Origin of the sequence: Mycolicibacterium iranicum (assembly GCF_014190915.1) — a bacterium.
GTDB classification, from domain to species: domain Bacteria; phylum Actinomycetota; class Actinomycetes; order Mycobacteriales; family Mycobacteriaceae; genus Mycobacterium; species Mycobacterium iranicum_B.
The window spans coordinates 372,997-389,208 of record NZ_JACHVU010000003.1; the positions used below are offsets into that span (position 1 = coordinate 372,997).

General features: G+C 68.8%; 14 protein-coding genes. 9 read left to right on the forward strand and 5 right to left on the reverse strand.

Annotated features, from left to right (window positions below; translation table 11 throughout):
• Positions 1 to 118 precede the first annotated feature (118 nt).
• Positions 119 to 520, forward strand: coding sequence for a cytochrome P450 family protein (locus FHR72_RS09120; protein ID WP_311736099.1), 402 nt, complete (start codon positions 119 to 121; stop codon positions 518 to 520).
• Between the two features lie 27 nt (positions 521 to 547).
• On the opposite strand, the gene FHR72_RS09125 is transcribed toward FHR72_RS09120, so the two are convergent.
• Positions 548 to 1,981, reverse strand: a complete 1,434-nt coding sequence (locus FHR72_RS09125) for a gamma-aminobutyraldehyde dehydrogenase (RefSeq protein WP_183467607.1) — start codon at positions 1,979 to 1,981, stop codon at positions 548 to 550.
• A 29-nt stretch (positions 1,982 to 2,010) separates the two neighbouring features.
• Positions 2,011 to 3,354 carry a 4-aminobutyrate--2-oxoglutarate transaminase gene (gabT, locus tag FHR72_RS09130; protein WP_183467608.1) on the reverse strand — a complete coding sequence of 448 codons (1,344 nt, stop codon included), beginning with the start codon at positions 3,352 to 3,354 and terminating at the stop codon, positions 2,011 to 2,013.
• Positions 3,355 to 3,714: 360 nt separating this feature from the next.
• Between gabT and yajC the strand changes: the two genes are divergently transcribed.
• The 6 genes from yajC (at position 3,715) to FHR72_RS09160 (ending at position 11,834) form a co-directional block, all read left to right on the forward strand.
• Positions 3,715 to 4,098, forward strand: coding sequence for a preprotein translocase subunit YajC (yajC, locus tag FHR72_RS09135; protein WP_183467609.1), 384 nt, complete (start codon positions 3,715 to 3,717; stop codon positions 4,096 to 4,098).
• Between the two features lie 64 nt (positions 4,099 to 4,162).
• Positions 4,163 to 5,941 (forward strand): protein translocase subunit SecD, encoded by a 1,779-nt coding sequence (gene secD, locus FHR72_RS09140; protein ID WP_183467610.1) that lies wholly within the window; start codon positions 4,163 to 4,165, stop codon positions 5,939 to 5,941.
• 3 nt (positions 5,942 to 5,944) lie between these two features.
• On the forward strand, positions 5,945 to 7,219 hold the full coding sequence (gene secF, locus FHR72_RS09145) for a protein translocase subunit SecF (protein WP_183467611.1): 1,275 nt from the start codon (positions 5,945 to 5,947) through the stop codon (positions 7,217 to 7,219).
• A 5-nt stretch (positions 7,220 to 7,224) separates the two neighbouring features.
• Positions 7,225 to 8,874 carry an ABC transporter substrate-binding protein gene (locus FHR72_RS09150; protein WP_183467612.1) on the forward strand — a complete coding sequence of 550 codons (1,650 nt, stop codon included), beginning with the start codon at positions 7,225 to 7,227 and terminating at the stop codon, positions 8,872 to 8,874.
• The gene (locus tag FHR72_RS09155) at positions 8,871 to 9,410 is read left to right on the forward strand and encodes an adenine phosphoribosyltransferase (RefSeq protein WP_183467613.1); all 540 of its coding nucleotides are present in this window, start codon (positions 8,871 to 8,873) and stop codon (positions 9,408 to 9,410) included. The genes FHR72_RS09150 and FHR72_RS09155 overlap by 4 nt, the downstream gene beginning before the upstream one ends.
• 39 nt (positions 9,411 to 9,449) lie before the next feature.
• Positions 9,450 to 11,834, forward strand: a complete 2,385-nt coding sequence (locus FHR72_RS09160; RefSeq protein WP_183467614.1) for a RelA/SpoT family protein — start codon at positions 9,450 to 9,452, stop codon at positions 11,832 to 11,834.
• Between the two features lie 140 nt (positions 11,835 to 11,974).
• Here FHR72_RS09160 and FHR72_RS09165 read toward each other — a convergent pair whose 3' ends face one another.
• Positions 11,975 to 12,865: a peptidylprolyl isomerase gene (locus FHR72_RS09165; RefSeq protein ID WP_183467615.1), complete on the reverse strand. Its 891-nt coding sequence runs from the start codon at positions 12,863 to 12,865 to the stop codon at positions 11,975 to 11,977.
• A 117-nt stretch (positions 12,866 to 12,982) separates the two neighbouring features.
• On the opposite strand from FHR72_RS09165, the gene FHR72_RS09170 reads away from it, so the two are divergent.
• Together FHR72_RS09170 and hisS are read left to right on the forward strand one after the other, a co-directional pair.
• Positions 12,983 to 13,660 carry an MBL fold metallo-hydrolase gene (locus FHR72_RS09170; RefSeq protein ID WP_183467867.1) on the forward strand — a complete coding sequence of 226 codons (678 nt, stop codon included), beginning with the start codon at positions 12,983 to 12,985 and terminating at the stop codon, positions 13,658 to 13,660.
• Positions 13,657 to 14,934: a histidine--tRNA ligase gene (hisS, locus tag FHR72_RS09175; RefSeq protein ID WP_183467616.1), complete on the forward strand. Its 1,278-nt coding sequence runs from the start codon at positions 13,657 to 13,659 to the stop codon at positions 14,932 to 14,934. Before FHR72_RS09170 ends, hisS begins: the two co-directional genes overlap by 4 nt.
• Positions 14,935 to 15,055: 121 nt before the next feature.
• On the opposite strand, the gene FHR72_RS09180 is transcribed toward hisS, so the two are convergent.
• Positions 15,056 to 15,601: a hypothetical protein gene (locus FHR72_RS09180; protein WP_183467617.1), complete on the reverse strand. Its 546-nt coding sequence runs from the start codon at positions 15,599 to 15,601 to the stop codon at positions 15,056 to 15,058.
• The gene (locus tag FHR72_RS26510) at positions 15,598 to 16,152 is read right to left on the reverse strand and encodes a hypothetical protein (RefSeq protein WP_260155936.1); all 555 of its coding nucleotides are present in this window, start codon (positions 16,150 to 16,152) and stop codon (positions 15,598 to 15,600) included. The genes FHR72_RS09180 and FHR72_RS26510 overlap by 4 nt, the downstream gene beginning before the upstream one ends.
• Positions 16,153 to 16,212 lie beyond the last annotated feature (60 nt).

Sequence of the window (16,212 nt, forward strand, 5' to 3'; positions counted from 1 at the left end):
GGTCCCTGCGCGCCTGCCAATGTGCTGTGACTGCGCTGTGCGCTGATGTGTGGGTCACACGCCCGCCCACGTGGAGTCGAGCATCACGTTTCGCCGAAAGCCCTGGGGGAGAAGAATAGTGGAGCTAACAGAAGGAGGGGTCGCCATCACCACGCCGCTCGACACCATGGCCGTCGATGTTCTCGACGACGTCTGCGACCGCCTGACCGCGGAGGCATTCGGCGGATCCGTCCCGCCCGACGCCACGCGGTCCTACCCGGTGTCCGCCGTGTGTTCGGCATTGGATGTCCCCGCCCACCAGTGGCCGTTGTTCGCGCGGTGCGCAACCGACTACCTCGACCCCGACGCGATCGAGCAGCTGTACTGGCATCTCGACGTGCTCATCGCCGACAGGTGCTGCGCACCCCGGGACGACCTGCTCTCCGAGCTGATCGCCCTGGAGGTCGACGGGGACGGTCTCACCGTCGACGATCTCCACACCATCGTGGCCGTTCTGCTCGCCGGTGCCGAGCTCGGCTGACCGGCGAGTCCCTGACGCCCCGGGCGGCTACCCGGTGTAGGCCATCACGTGCTTGATGCGGGTGTAATCCTCCAGCCCGTACATCGACAGGTCCTTTCCGTGGCCGGAGGACTTGAATCCGCCGTGCGGCATCTCGGCGACGAGCGGGATGTGGGTGTTGATCCACACGCACCCGAAATCCAGCGCGTTGGACACCCGCAGGGCCCGCGACACATCCTTGGTCCACACCGAGGACGCGAGCGCGTACTCGACGCCGTTGGCGTAGCCGATGGCCTGCTCCTCGTCGGTGAACGACTGCACGGTGATGACCGGGCCGAAGATCTCCTGCTGGATCAGCCGGTCGTCCTGGCGAAGTCCGCCGATGACGGTCGGTTCGACGTAGAAACCCTTGTCGCCCTGGCGGTTTCCGCCGACGGCGACGGATGCGTGTGAGGGGATGTCGGAGAAGAACGACAGCACCCGCTCCATCTGGTTGACGTTGTTGACCGGCGGCACCCAGGCGTCCTCGTCGTCCGCGGGACGCCCGAACGTCGTCGTCGCCCCCTTCGCCTGCTCGGCGAGCGCAGCGGTCAGGTCGGCGGCGATCGACGCCGAGGCGAGCACCCGGGTCGCGGCCGTGCAGTCCTGCCCGGCGTTGAAGTACGCCGCGGTGGCGATGCCCTCGGCGGCCGCGCCGAGGTCGGCGTCGTCGAACACGATGACCGGCGCCTTACCGCCGAGTTCCAGGTGGGTGCGTTTGAGGTTGCCGCCCGCGCTGACCGCCACGGCCTTGCCGGCGGCCACCGACCCGGTGATGGCGACCATCTCAGGCGTCGGATGCGACACGAGGTTGGCGCCGGTGACCCGGTCGCCGGTCACGACGTTCAGCACGCCGGCAGGAAGATGCTTGGCCGCGAGCTCGGCGAGCATGACCGTCGTGACGGGGGTGGTGTCGCTGGGCTTGATGACCACGGTGTTGCCCGCCGCGATCGCCGGGCAGATCTTCCAGATCGCCATCATCATCGGGTAGTTCCACGGCGCCACCTGACCGATGACCCCGACCGGTTCGCGGCGGATCCACGACGTGTGGTCGGCCATGTACTCGCCGGCCGACCTGCCCTCCAGAACCCGCGCCGCACCGGCGAAGAACCGGATCTGGTCGACCATCGGCGGGATCTCCTCGGCCGCGGTGACGTGGTTGGGCTTGCCCGTGTTGCGTCCCTCGGCGGCGATCAGGTCGTCGGCGGCCTTCTCCACCTCGTCGGCGAAATCGAGCAGCGCCTTCTGCCGCTGAGAGGGGGTGGTCTTCTTCCATTCCTTGAACGCCTTCGAGGCCGCCGCGTACGCGTTGTCGATGTCCTGTTCGTTGGACACCGGTGCGGTTCCGTACTGCTCGCCGGTGCTCGGGTCGATCAGGGGCATGGTGGCGCCGCCGGTCGAGTCGACGAGTTCGCCGCCGATGAAGTTCTTGACGGTGGTCATATCAGTCAGCTCCGTGATGGTCGGATCGGTCAGAGGTCGCGCAGGAGGAGTTCGAGGATGTCGAGCCCTTCGAGGAGGAGCTCGTCGCTGATGGCCAGCGGTGGCAGGAAGCGCAGCACATTGCCGAAGGTGCCGCAGGTCAGCACGATCACCCCGGCCTGATGCGCCGCCGTGCTGAGTTTCTTGGTGAGCTCGGCGTCGGGTTCGGTGGTGCCGGGCTTGACCAGCTCGACCGCGATCATCGCGCCGCGGCCGCGGACGTCGCCGATGCGGTCGTCCTCGGCCTGCATCCGGCCCAGCCTGTCCTTCATCAGCGCTTCGATCTGCGCGGCGCGGGCCACCAGGCCGTCGGCTTCGATCGTCTCGATGGTGGCCAGCGCCGCTGCGCACGCCACCGGATTGCCGCCGTACGTGCCGCCGAGGCCACCGACGTGGGTGGCGTCCATGATGTCGGCACGACCGGTCACCGCGGACAGCGGCATGCCGTCGGCGATGCCCTTCGCCGTCACGATCAAGTCGGGCACGATGCCCTCGTGCTCGCAGGCGAACATCGCCCCGGTGCGCGCGAAACCGGTCTGCACCTCGTCGGCGATGAAGACGACGTCGTTGTCGCGGCACCACTGGAGCAGCGTGGGCAGGAAGCCCTCCGCCGGGACGATGAAGCCGCCCTCGCCCTGGATCGGCTCGATGATCACGGCGGCGAGATTGTCGGCGCCGACCTGTTTGTCGATGACCGTGATCGCGCGCCGCGCCGCGAGTTCGCCATCGGTCGCCAGCTCCTTGCCGCCGAATTCGGCGTCGCGGAACGGGTAGGACAGCGGTGCGCGGTAGACCTCGGGGGCGAACGGGCCGAAGCCGTGCTTGTACGGCATCGACTTCGCGGTCAGGGCCATCGTGAGGTTCGTGCGCCCGTGGTAGGCGTGATCGAACGACACCACCGCCTGCTTCCGTGTGAATGTCCTGGCAATCTTGACCGCGTTCTCCACGGCCTCCGAGCCGGAGTTGAACAGCGCGGAGCGCTTGTCGCCGTCGCCGGGGGTCAGGCGGTTCAATGCCTCGGCCACGGCCACGTACCCCTCGTAGGGCGTGACCATGAAGCAGGTGTGGGTGAAGCGGGCGGCCTGCTCGGCCACCGCCTCGACGACCCTGGGCGAGGCGTTGCCGATCGTGGTCACGGCGATGCCCGCCCCCAGGTCGATCAGCCGGTTGCCGTCGACGTCCTCGACGATCCCGCCGAACGCCCGTGCTGCGTAGACAGGCATCGTGTTGCCGACCCCGGTGGCCACCGCGGCGGTCTTACGCGCGATGAGCTCCGATGAGCGAGGGCCGGGGATGGCGGTGGCGAGGTGGCGGCTCTGTTCGAGAGCGCTCACAGGAAAACCTCCTACAGACCCGTTGAGAGATGAGACGTCGACGACTGCCGCGTGTGGTTCGAGCCTAGTCCCACACAGCGTCGATCCGTCGAGAAGTGGGGCACTGTGTGGCGGAATCGGTAGTGGACTCGACAAACGGCGACGGAATTCGTCGTCCACGCCCACATGCGCCGAGCAGCGGGCGGTGCGCTCGGACCGCCGTGGGGACCGGCCGCGGACCGGGGGGACGGAACGCAGGCGGTGCAATGGCACACTGGACCACTGAGTCCTTGATGACGGGGTGCCGCCGTGCCGGCCGGCGAGCCTGTCCACACGAGACCGCATACACAGAGAATCGAAACGTAGAGAGACACCTTCGCCATGGATTTGGTCGTTTTCCTGCCCCTGCTCATCATCATGGGCGCGTTCATGTACTTCGCGTCGCGCCGCCAGAAGAAGGCGATGCAGGCCACCATCGACCTGCACAACTCGCTGGAGGTGGGCGACCGCATCCACACCACGTCGGGTCTGCAGGGCACCATCACCGGCATCGGCGACGACTACGTCGACGTGGAGATCGCCCCCGGGGTGGTCACCACCTGGATGAAGCTCGCGGTGCGCGACCGCATCGTCGATGACGTCGACGACATCGACGAGGACTCCGACATCGACGACACCGCTCTCGACGGTACGGCCGACGGCCTGGAGCCGCGGTCGACCGGCACCGAGATCACCGATCGTCCCAACACCAAGACTGACGGCTGAGATCTCAGCAGCAGCACGTACTCTTTGCGGTGCTGACGACCTGATCTCGAGGAGACTCTGAAACGTGGCATCGTCTTCGACGGTTCACCCTGCCCGCTACCTGGGCCTGTTCCTGGTGCTGCTCATCGGCGCCTACCTACTGGTGTTCCTCACCGGTGACAAGAAACCCGACCCGAAGCTGGGCATCGACCTCCAGGGCGGCACGCGCGTCACCCTGACGGCGCGGACGCCCGACGGCTCCGAGCCGTCGCGCGACGCCCTGATCCAGGCCCAGCAGATCATCAGCTCCCGCGTGGACGGCCTCGGCGTGTCCGGCTCCGAGGTGATCATCGACGGCAACAATCTGGTCATCACCGTGCCGGGCGACGACACCAGCGAGGCCCGCAGCCTGGGCCAGACGGCGCGGCTCTACATCCGTCCCGTGGTGCACGTGATTCCGGCGGGATCGACACCGCCCCCCGACGCGGGCCCGCAGCAGGCGCCCCCGGGTGCCATCCCGGGTCTGCCGCCCGGCGCGATCCCCGGCCTCCCGGACGGCGCCATTCCCGGTATGCCGCCCGGCGCGGCCCCGCCGCCCGGGGAGCCGGCCGCGCCGGCGCCTCAGCCGCGCCCGTTCCCGCAGCAGCCTGCGCCGAGCCCGTCGCCCGCACCGCCGGGGCCGGCCTCCCAGAGCCCGCCGCCCGCGGAACCGCCCCCGCCGATCCTGCCGAACGAAGGCGAGGGCGAGGACGTGCCACTGGCGATCCAGATCGAGGACGAGAAGCGGCTGCGTCAGAGCAGCGAGCAGGCGATCCAGATCCTGGCGCTGCAGTTCCAGGCCACCCGCTGCGGTGAAGAGGACGTGCTCGCAGGCAACGACGACCCGAACCTCCCGCTGGTCACCTGTTCGCAGGACGGCAGCGAGGTGTATCTGCTCGACAAGTCGATCATCAACGGCGAGGAGATCGCCAACGCGACATCGGGGCTGAACCAGCAGGCCGGCGAGTACGTCGTCGATCTGGAGTTCAAGGATCAGGGCGCCAAGACGTGGTCGGACTTCACCGCGGCCAATGTGGGCACCCAGACGGCGTTCGTGCTCGACTCGAGGGTCGTCAGCGCCCCGGTCATCAACGAGCCGATCCCCGGCGGCAAGACCCAGATCACCGGCCAGTTCACCCAGGACTCGGCGCGCGAGCTGGCGAACGTTCTCAAGTACGGATCGCTGCCGCTGTCGTTCGAGTCCTCGGAGGCCGAGACGGTGTCCGCGACGCTGGGCCTGTCCTCGCTGCGCGCCGGTCTGATCGCAGGCGCCGTGGGGCTGGCCGCCGTGCTGCTCTACTCGCTGCTGTACTACCGCGCCCTCGGTCTGCTGATCGCGCTGTCCCTGGTGGCCTCGGGCGCGATGGTGTTCGCGATCCTCGTGCTGCTCGGCCGGTACATCAACTACACGCTCGACCTGGCGGGTATCGCAGGTCTGATCATCGGTATCGGTATGACCGCGGACTCGTTCGTGGTGTTCTTCGAACGCATCAAAGACGAGATCCGAGAAGGCCGGTCGTTCCGATCCGCGGTTCCGCGAGGCTGGGCGCGGGCGCGCAAGACGATTCTGTCCGGCAACGCCGTCACCTTCCTGGCCGCTGCCGTGCTGTACTTCCTGGCCGTCGGCCAGGTGAAGGGCTTCGCGTTCACCCTCGGCCTCACGACGATCCTCGACGTGGTCATCGTGTTCCTGGTGACCTGGCCCCTGGTCTTCATGGCCTCGAAGTCGACCACCTGGGCCAAACCGTCGCTCAACGGACTCGGAGCCGTCCAGCAGATCGCCCGCGAACGCCGAGCTGCCGCGAACGCGGCGGGACGGGGATAAGCCATGGCCACACGTAACCGCGCCGACCTGGAATCGACCGCCGAGGAAGCGCCCGACCTGGAAGCCGCCGCCGGGGATGCCCCCAAGCACGGGTTCTTCGTGCGCCTGTACACGGGCACCGGTGCGTTCGAGGTCATGGGCAAACGCAAGCTCTGGTACTCGATCAGCGGCCTGATCGTGGCGATCGCCGTCGGGGCGATCCTGATCCGCGGCTTCACTTTCGGCATCGACTTCGAGGGCGGCACCAAGGTGTCGTTCCCCCGCACCGACACCCAGGCGACGACCCAGGACGTCGAGACCGTCTTCACCGACACGATCGGCCGAGCTCCGGACGCCGTCGTGGTGGTCGGCAGCGGCGACTCGGCGACCTTCCAGATCCGGTCGGAGACGCTGAACAACGACGAGATCGTCAAGCTGCGCAGTGCGCTGTTCGATCGGTTCCAGCCCGTCGGCGCCAACGGCCAACCGAGCGAACAGGCCGTCAGCGACTCGGCGGTGTCGGAGACCTGGGGTGGCCAGATCACCCAGAAGGCGCTGATCGCGCTGGTGGTCTTCCTCGTGCTCGCCGCGATCTACATCACCGTGCGCTACGAGCGTTATATGGCCCTCGCCGCGCTGGCGACGCTGCTGTTCGACCTGGTGGTCACCGCCGGTATCTACGCGCTCGTCGGGTTCGAGGTCACCCCGGCGACCGTGATCGGCCTGCTGACGATCCTCGGGTTCTCGCTCTACGACACCGTCATCGTCTTCGACAAGGTCGAGGAGAACACCGACGGCTTCGAGCACACCACCCGGCGGACGTTCGCCGAGCAGGCGAACCTCGCGGTCAACCAGACGTTCATGCGCTCGATCAACACCAGCCTCATCTCGGTGCTGCCGATCGTGGCGCTGATGGTCATCGCGGTCTGGCTGCTCGGCGTCGGCACGCTGATGGACCTCGCGCTCGTGCAGCTGGTGGGTGTCATCGTCGGCACCTACTCGTCGATCTACTTCGCGACCCCGCTGCTGGTGAGCCTGCGCGAACGCACCGATGTGGTCCGCAAGCACACCCGTAGGGTGCTCAACCGCCGCAAGACCGCGGCGGCCCGGGCGGGGGGCGCCGAGATCGACGACACCGCTGCAGACGGCGCCGCCGGCCGCGATGCCGAGCCGGCCGCCGTCGCCGCCACCCCGCAGGCTCCCGCGCCGGACAAGCCGCAGCCGGGCGCTCGTCCCGTCCGTCCGACCAGCAGCAGGACCGGGCGACCGTCGGGTAAGCGCACCCCGCGGAGCCGGTAGGGCCGATGGCTGGCCGTCGCACGACCGTCCTGCTGGCGGTGCTCGTCCTGGTCGGCGGACTGGGTCTCACCTCGTGCTCGTCGCAGGCCGCCGAGGCCGTCGACTACGCCGTCGACGGCACCCTGATCAGCTACAACGCGAATACGGTCGCGGGTGCGGCGTCCGGCGGGCCGCAGGCGTTCGCGCGGACGCTGACGGGCTTCAACTACCACGGCCCCGACGGCCAGGTCATCGGCGACCACGACTTCGGCACGATCTCGGTGGTCGGTCGCACCCCGCTGATCCTCGACTACGAGATCAAGGCGGAAGCCGTCTATTCCGACGGCAAGCCGATCACGTGTGACGACATGGTGCTGGCCTGGGCGTCGCGATCGGGGCGGTTCGCCGGGTTCGACGCGGCCAGCCGCGCCGGGTACACCGACATCGCGGGCATCGACTGCGCGCCGGGGCAGAAGAAGGCGAGGGTCTCCTTCGCCCCCGACCGGGCCTTCACCGACTACGGGCAGCTGTTCACCGCGACGACGATGATGCCGGCGCACGTCCTGGGCGACGTGCTGGGCCTCGGCGACGGCGCGGTGACGACGGCCCTGCTCAACAACGACGGCCCCACCGTGGAGCGGATCGCGCAGGCGTGGAACACCACCTGGGACCTGAAGCCGGACCTGGACCTGAAGAGGTTCCCGTCCTCGGGGCCCTACAAGCTGGAGTCGGTGACCGACGACGGGGCTGTCGTGCTGGTCGCCAACGACAAGTGGTGGGGTGCCAAGCCGATCACCGCCAGGGTCACGGTGTGGCCGCGCAGCCCGGAGCTGCAGGACCGCGTCAACGAGGGCGCCTACGACGTCGTCGACATCGCCGCCGGCTCCTCGGGAACCCTCAACCTGCCCGACGACTACGTCCGCACCGATTCTGCTTCCGCAGGGATCGAACAGCTCATCTTCGCGCCGCAGGGTCCGCTCGCCGCGGTGCCCGCCCGCCGGGCGCTGGCACTGTGCACGCCACGGGACGTCATCGCCCGCAACGCCGAGGTGCCGGTGGCCAACTCCCGGCTCAACGCCGCGACCGAGGACGCCTACGGGGCTGCCGAGGCGACCCCGCAGGTCAACGAGTTCGCCGTCGCCAACCCGGTCGCGGCCCGCGCGGCGCTCAACAACCAGCCCCTCACCGTGCGGATCGGATACCAGACCCCCAACGCCCGGCTCGCCGCCACCGTCGGGGCGATCGCGCGAAGCTGCGCCCCGGCCGGCATCACCGTCGCGGACGTGGCAGGGGAGAACACCGGACCTCTGGCGTTGCGCGACAACGAGATCGACGTGCTGGTCGCCGGCACCGGCGGCGCGGCGGGCAGCGGCTCGTCGGGGTCGTCGTCGATCGACGCGTACACCCTGCACAGCGCCAACGGCAACAACCTGCCGCGCTACACGAACAGCCGCATCGACGCGATCATCGCCACGATCGCCGTGACGTCGGACCCGAAGGAGATCGCCCGCCTGCTCGGCGAGGCGGGTCCGATCCTTTGGGGCGATATGCCGACCCTGCCGCTGTACCGTCAGCAGCGAACCCTGCTCACGTCGACGAAGATGTTTGCGGTGAGCGGAAACCCGACGCGATGGGGTGCGGGGTGGAACATGGACCGGTGGGAGTTGAGTCAGTGAGCAGCGAGACCGGCGAGGACATCGCCGACGTCATCAGATCGTTGATGCGCGAGGTGCCGGACTTCCCCGAACCGGGCGTCCAGTTCAAGGACCTCACGCCGGTGCTCGCCGACGCGCGCGGCCTGGCCGAGGTGAGCAAGGCGATCGCCGACAGTGCGCGGGGCGCCGACCTGGTCGCCGGAGTGGACGCCCGCGGCTTCCTCCTCGGAGGTGCGGTGGCCGTCACGCTCGGCATCGGCGTGCTGGCGGTGCGCAAGGGCGGCAAGTTGCCTCCGCCCGTCCTCGGCGAGACCTACACCCTGGAGTACGGCTCGGCCACGCTGGAGGTGCCGGCCAACGGGGTCGACCTCGCCGGTCGCTCCGTCGTGGTGATCGACGACGTGCTTGCGACCGGGGGCACGCTGGCGGCCACGCATCAGCTGCTCACCAAGGCCGGCGCCGACGTGACCGGCGCCGTGGTGATGATGGAGCTGACCGCGCTCGGCGGGCGGGCCGCCGTGGAACCGCTCGAGGTCACCAGTCTCTACACCGTCTGAGCGGATATCCTGCGAAGACCACAGGTCCTGGAGGTGAACATGGCCGACAAGGTTCGGACGGAACCGGCCGCCGACCAGGCTGTGCACGCGCCCGCTGCGGCGACCGTCTCCAGCCCGGAGACCCAGCCGATGGAGATTCCCAGGGCTGACACCTCCAAGGCCGCGACCAGCGCGTCCCGCCGGGTGCGGGCTCGCCTCGCACGTCGCATGACGTCGCAACGCAGCACGGTCAATCCGGTGCTCGAACCGTTGGTCGCGGTGCATCGGGAGATCTATCCGAAGGCCGATCTCACGCTGCTGCAGCGGGCCTATGAGGTCGCCGAACAGCGCCATGCCGACCAGCTCCGCCGCTCCGGCGACCCGTACATCACGCATCCGCTGGCCGTGGCGAACATCCTGGCCGAACTCGGGATGGACACCACGACGCTGATCGCGGCGTTGCTGCACGACACCGTCGAGGACACCGGTTACACGCTCGAAGCGCTCACCCAGGAGTTCGGCGTCGAGGTCGGGCACCTCGTCGACGGGGTGACGAAGCTGGACAAGGTCGCGTTGGGAACCGCGGCCGAGGGCGAGACGATCCGCAAGATGATCATCGCGATGGCTCGCGATCCGCGGGTGCTGGTGATCAAGGTGGCCGACCGGCTGCACAACATGCGCACGATGCGCTTCCTGCCGCCGGAGAAGCAGGCCCGCAAAGCCCGCGAGACGCTGGAAGTCATTGCGCCCCTCGCGCATCGGCTCGGCATGGCGACGGTCAAGTGGGAGCTGGAGGATCTGTCGTTCGCGATCCTGCACCCCAAGAAGTACGAGGAGATCGTCCGGCTGGTCGCCGACCGGGCGCCGTCGCGGGACACCTATCTGGCCAAGGTGCGCGCCGAGATCGCGGCCACGTTGAACGCGTCGAAGATCAACGCCACCGTCGAGGGCAGGCCGAAGCACTACTGGTCGATCTACCAGAAGATGATCGTCAAGGGCCGCGACTTCGACGACATTCACGACCTCGTGGGCGTGCGCATCCTGTGCGACGAGGTCCGCGACTGCTACGCCGCGGTCGGCGTGGTGCACTCGCTGTGGCAACCCATCGCCGGCCGCTTCAAGGACTACATCGCCCAGCCCCGCTTCGGGGTGTACCAGTCGCTGCACACCACCGTCGTGGGCCCCGAGGGCAAACCGCTCGAGGTGCAGATCCGCACCATCGACATGCACAAGACCGCCGAGTACGGCATCGCCGCGCACTGGCGTTACAAAGAGGTCAAGGGACGCAACGGATTACCTGCGGGCAACGCCGCCGCCGAGATCGACGACATGGCGTGGATGCGGCAGCTGCTCGACTGGCAGCGGGAGGCCGCCGACCCGGGGGAGTTCCTGGAGTCGCTGCGTTACGACCTTGCGGTGCAGGAGATCTTCGTGTTCACGCCCAAGGGCGACGTGGTCACCCTGCCCACGGGTTCCACGCCGGTGGACTTCGCCTATGCCGTGCACACCGAGGTCGGACACCGCTGCATCGGCGCCCGCGTCAACGGCCGACTCGTCGCACTCGAACGCAAGCTGGAGAACGGCGAAGTGGTCGAGGTGTTCACCTCGAAGGCCCTCAACGCGGGCCCGTCGCGGGACTGGCAGACGTTCGTCGTGTCCCCGCGGGCGAAGGCCAAGATCCGGCAGTGGTTCGCCAAGGAGCGGCGCGAGGAAGCGCTGGACTCCGGCAAGGAGGCCATCGCGCGCGAGGTGCGCCGCGGTGGACTTCCGTTGCAGCGGTTGATGAATGCCGAGACGATGACGGCCCTGGCGCGGGAGCTGCGCTATGTCGACGTCTCCGCGCTGTACACCGCGGTCGGAGAGGGCCACGTCTCCGCCCGCCACGTGGTGCAGCGCCTGGTGGCTCAGCTGGGTGGGGACGACGAGGCCGCGGACGAGATCGCCGAGCGCTCGACGCCGGCGACCATGCCGATCCGGCAGCGCACCAGCGACGACGTGGGGGTCGCCGTACCGGGCGCCCCGGGCGTGCTGACCAAACTGGCCAAGTGCTGCACGCCGGTTCCCGGCGACAACATCATGGGCTTCGTGACCCGCGGCGGCGGAGTCAGCGTGCACCGCACCGACTGTACGAATGCGACCTCGCTGCAGGCGCAGTCGGAGCGCATCATCGACGTCCAGTGGGCGCCGTCGCCGTCCTCGGTGTTCCTGGTGGCCATCCAGGTGGAGGCGCTCGACCGGCACCGGCTGCTCTCCGATGTCACCCGGGTGCTGGCCGACGAGAAGGTCAACATCCTGTCGGCATCAGTCACCACGTCCAACGACCGGGTGGCGATCAGCCGGTTCACCTTCGAGATGGGCGACCCCAAACACCTCGGCCACGTGCTCAACGTGGTCCGCAACGTCGAAGGCGTCTACGACGTCTACCGCGTGACGTCGGCGGCCTGAGCCGGATCATCCTCGGCCCCTACGGTCTCCGGCCCCGATCGTCCCCTCGGGCGTGGGCCGTCACCGGCATCGGGTCAGCCTGCCGACGCCGGCGAGGGACCATGATCGTTCCGCTCACCCCGGGCTGCGCCCCCGGGGCGCTAGTCCAGCTGGAGCTTCTTGATCGTCGTCGCCAGCTTCGGTGCGCCGTCGGGACCACCGTCGGCGACGCCTTCGTTCGCGATCTTGTCGAGAGTGGCCAGGCCGGTCTCGTCGATCGTGCCGAACACGGTGTACTGCGGCGGCAGCTGCGAGTCCTTGTAGACGAGGAAGAACTGGCTGCCGTTGGTGCCCGGCCCGGCATTGGCCATGGCCAGCGTGCCGCGCGGGTAGACGACAGGCTCGCCGAGCTTCGGATCGTCGGGCTGGAACTGGTCGGTCGGGTACTCGTTGGCGAACTGGTATCCGGGGCCGCCGGTGCCCTCACCCGTCGGGTCGCCGCACTGCAGGACGCCCAGCGAGTCGCTGGTGGTGAGGCGATGGCACGGGGTGCCGTTGAAGTAGCCCTGCTGGGCCAGGCTCGCGAAGCTGTTCACCGTGCAGGGCGACTTGCCGTTGTCGAGCTGCAGCCCGATGTTGCCCTGGTCGGTCTCCATGCTGGCGCTGACGAGCGCGGGTTCGGTCGGGACCTCGCCGGTGCGCGGCGCATTGTTCGGCTTGCTGGCCGGGTCGGCGGACTTCGGGTACTCGCAGTTGCTGCCGAGCCCCTCGGGGGCGACGAACTCGGGCAGCGCACCGGCGGCGGCCGCGGCCGGGACGTCGAGCGCGGACGACGTCTCGGTGGTGGTGGTCGACGCCGAGGCGGTCTGGGTGCCGGAATCGCGGTTGGTGAGCACGATGGTCGCCACCACGGCGGCGATGACCAGGACTGCGCCGGCCGCCGAACCGATGATGGTCAGCCGGCGACGCTTGCGGTCACGCTCGCCCCGGTTCTCCAGCTGCCGTTCGAGCTTGCGCTTGGCGCTCGCACGCCGTTGTTCGTTCGTGGGCACGGCCGGTGTCCTCCTCGAAGTTGTTCCGGTCGGCACCGAGTGTGCCAGCTGGCGCTGAGCGTGGCCGCCGCGACCCTCCTGAACTGGGCGCGGACCTGGGCATGGGAAGCTGGGACGGTGTTGATCACCGGATTTCCGGCCGGCATGCTGGCATGCAACTGCTACGTGCTGGCCCCGCGGCAGGGGGCCGACGCCATCGTCGTGGACCCCGGCCAGCGGGCGATGGGTCCGTTGCGGAAGATCCTCGACGACAACCGGCTCACGCCGGCGGCGGTGCTGCTCACCCACGGACACCTCGACCACATGTGGTCGGCGCAGAAGGTGGCCGACACCTACGGGTGCCCGACCTACATCCACCCGGCGGACCGCTACATGCTGGCCGACCCGATCAAGGGTCTGGGTCGCGGATTCTTCGGTGGGCTGGCGCGCACGGCGTTCGGCGCCATGTTCCGCGAGCCCCGGCAGGTCGTCGAACTCGACCGGGACGGCGACAAGCTGGAACTGGGCGGCATCACCGTCGCGGTCGACCACACTCCCGGCCACACCCGGGGCTCGGTGGTCTTCCGCGTCGAACAGGGTCCCGAGGAGATCGCGTTCACCGGGGACACGCTGTTCAAGCAGACGGTGGGCCGCACCGACCTGCCCGGGGGCAGCGGACGTGACCTGCTCACCTCGATCGTCACAAAACTTCTGGTCCTCGGCGACGACACCCTGGTACTACCGGGGCACGGCGAACGGACCACCATCGGCCTGGAACGCCACACCAACCCCTTTCTCGAAGGTCTGACCCCGTGACTGACACCTCATCCCCGACGTCGTTTCGCGCACCGAAGGGCGTCCCCGACTACCTCCCGCCCGATTCGGCCGAGTTCGTCGCCGTGCGCGCCGGGCTGCTCGATGCCGCGCGGCGGGCGGGCTACGGCGACATCGAGCTGCCGATCTTCGAAGACACGGCGCTGTTCGCCCGCGGGGTGGGGGAGTCGACCGACGTCGTCTCCAAGGAGATGTACACCTTCGCCGACCGCGGCGACCGCTCGGTGACGTTGCGCCCCGAGGGCACCGCCGGGGTGATGCGCGCCGTGATCGAACACGGCCTCGACCGCGGGCAGCTACCGGTCAAGCTGTGCTACTCGGGTCCGTTCTTCCGCTACGAGCGTCCGCAGGCGGGGCGCTACCGCCAGCTGCAGCAGGTCGGCGTGGAGGCGATCGGCGTCGACGATCCGGCGCTGGACGCCGAGGTCATCGCCGTGGCCGACGCCGGCTTCCGGTCCCTGGGGCTGGACGGTTTCCGCCTGGAGATCACCTCGCTCGGCGACGACACCTGCCGGCCGCAGTACCGGGAGTTGTTGCAGGACTTCCTGTTCAAGCTCGATCTCGACGAGGAGACGCGCACGCGCGCACAGATCAACCCGCTGCGCGTCCTCGACGACAAGCGCCCGCACATCAAGGAGATGACCGCAGACGCGCCGGTGATGCTCGATCACCTGTCTGAGGCGGCCAAAGCGCACTTCGACACCGTGCTGGCGCATCTGGACGCCATGTCGGTGCCCTATGTGATCAACCCCAGGATGGTGCGCGGCCTGGACTACTACACGAAGACCACGTTCGAGTTCGTCCACGACGGGCTTGGTGCGCAGTCCGGGATCGGCGGCGGCGGCCGGTACGACGGTCTGATGTCGCAGCTCGGTGGGCGCGACCTGTCGGGGATCGGCTTCGGCCTGGGCGTGGACCGCGCTCTGCTGGCGTTGCGCGCCGAGGGCAAGACGGCGGGGGAGGCCGCGCGCGTCGACGTCTACGCCGTCCCGCTGGGCGCCGACGCGAAAATGCGTCTGGCGGTGCTCGCTGCCCAGCTGCGCGCCGCCGGGGTGCGGGTCGACGTCGCCTACGGCGACCGAAGCCTCAAAGGCGCGATGAAGGGCGCCGACCGTTCCGGTGCGACGATCGCGCTGGTGGCGGGGGACCGTGACCTCGAGGCCGGGACGGTCGGGGTCAAGAGAATGGCCACCGGTGAGCAGGTGGACGTGGCCGTCGCCGATGTCGTCGCCGAGGTCGTCTCCCGGCTGAGCTAGCCGGGTCGGCACCGGGCTGGGTCGGCACCGGGCTGGGTCGGCACCGGGCTGGGTCGGCACCGCGAGCGCGCGTGTCTGTACGGCGACACTCCGTGTCGGGCCGTACAAAACCGCGCGCTCGTCAGCGCCGAACCCCATGCACCGCGTTGTCGAGCACCTTCAACAGGCGATCGAAACTCCCCGCCAACAACGCGAATCGCGCGAGCACCCGTGTCCCTGACGGGGTGACGACCACCAGACTCGACCGCAGGAGTTCTCTGCGCCGCTCGAACCGCACTTCGTCAAGCGCAGCCACCAGTTCGCCCCTGTCGTCCTGGTAGTAGCGCTGCTCGCGGTCGAACACCGCCACCCGGAGATAGGTGCTCAGCGGTGTCGATCGCGCGCGGCGCACCGCTTCATTCGCCCTGAGCATCCCCGCGAAAGCGGCGGCCGCTATCGCCAACAGCACGACTCCGATCGCGACAGACTCCCATGTCCGGGAGCCTCCCGAGCCGAAGACTGATACGAGTCCATAGCCGCCACAGATCAGGGTGGCCGCGGCCAGCACGTGCCTGGCCGTTTCGGGTGGAGCCTTGCCGCGGTCGAGAAGCAGGACCTTGCGCCTGGCCTCAGCGACGACCAGTGAGCCCCTTTCGACCAGAAGCGCCGGTTCTGTCGGCGTGTTCACGGCATCGCGCCGTGGACGACGTGGGTCAGCACGTGATCCAGCGTGCCGATGCCGCCACCGAAAGGGTTGCCGCGCTTGAGCACACGGTCGCCCGACGGGGTCACGGCGACGAGCTTGGCCGAACTCGACGTGACCTGCATCCGACGCTCGAACCGAACCTGGTCCAACGGCGCGATGATCTCGCCGGCGCCATCGAGGTAGACGCGCCGGGCCCGGTCGAATACGGCGACGGGGACGAACGACGTCAAGGGCCGCACCCGTCGATCGCGAATCCTCTTTGCGCTCAGCACCATTGCGATACCGGCGAGGACCCCGACCGCGAGGATCACTCCGCCGAGCATCCCGGAACCCGCTGCCATGCCGCCGGCCGCGGCGGAGAACACCGACACGAGCCCGAACATGCCGAACACGAGCGTGATGACGACCAGGATGAACACGACGATCTCCGACGGGCTGCCACCGCGGTCGACGACCACGATCTCGGGTCCGCGTTCGGCGATCACGAGACCGCCCTGCTCGGCCAGGATGACCGGCTCGACGGGTGTGCTCATAGCGTGATGCTGGCCGACTCACGTCGCGAGCGCGCGCGTTTGCACAGATTCTGTGGCGCG

Coding starts and splice junctions, on each gene's coding strand:
- yajC (WP_183467609.1), top strand. CDS start 3,715: ATGGATTTGGTCGTTTTCCTGCCCCTGCTCATCATCATGGGCGCGTTC.
- FHR72_RS09150 (WP_183467612.1), top strand. CDS start 7,225: ATGGCTGGCCGTCGCACGACCGTCCTGCTGGCGGTGCTCGTCCTGGTC.
- secF (WP_183467611.1), top strand. CDS start 5,945: ATGGCCACACGTAACCGCGCCGACCTGGAATCGACCGCCGAGGAAGCG.
- FHR72_RS09160 (WP_183467614.1), top strand. CDS start 9,450: ATGGCCGACAAGGTTCGGACGGAACCGGCCGCCGACCAGGCTGTGCAC.
- FHR72_RS26510 (WP_260155936.1), bottom strand. CDS start 16,152: ATGAGCACACCCGTCGAGCCGGTCATCCTGGCCGAGCAGGGCGGTCTC.
- FHR72_RS09125 (WP_183467607.1), bottom strand. CDS start 1,981: ATGACCACCGTCAAGAACTTCATCGGCGGCGAACTCGTCGACTCGACC.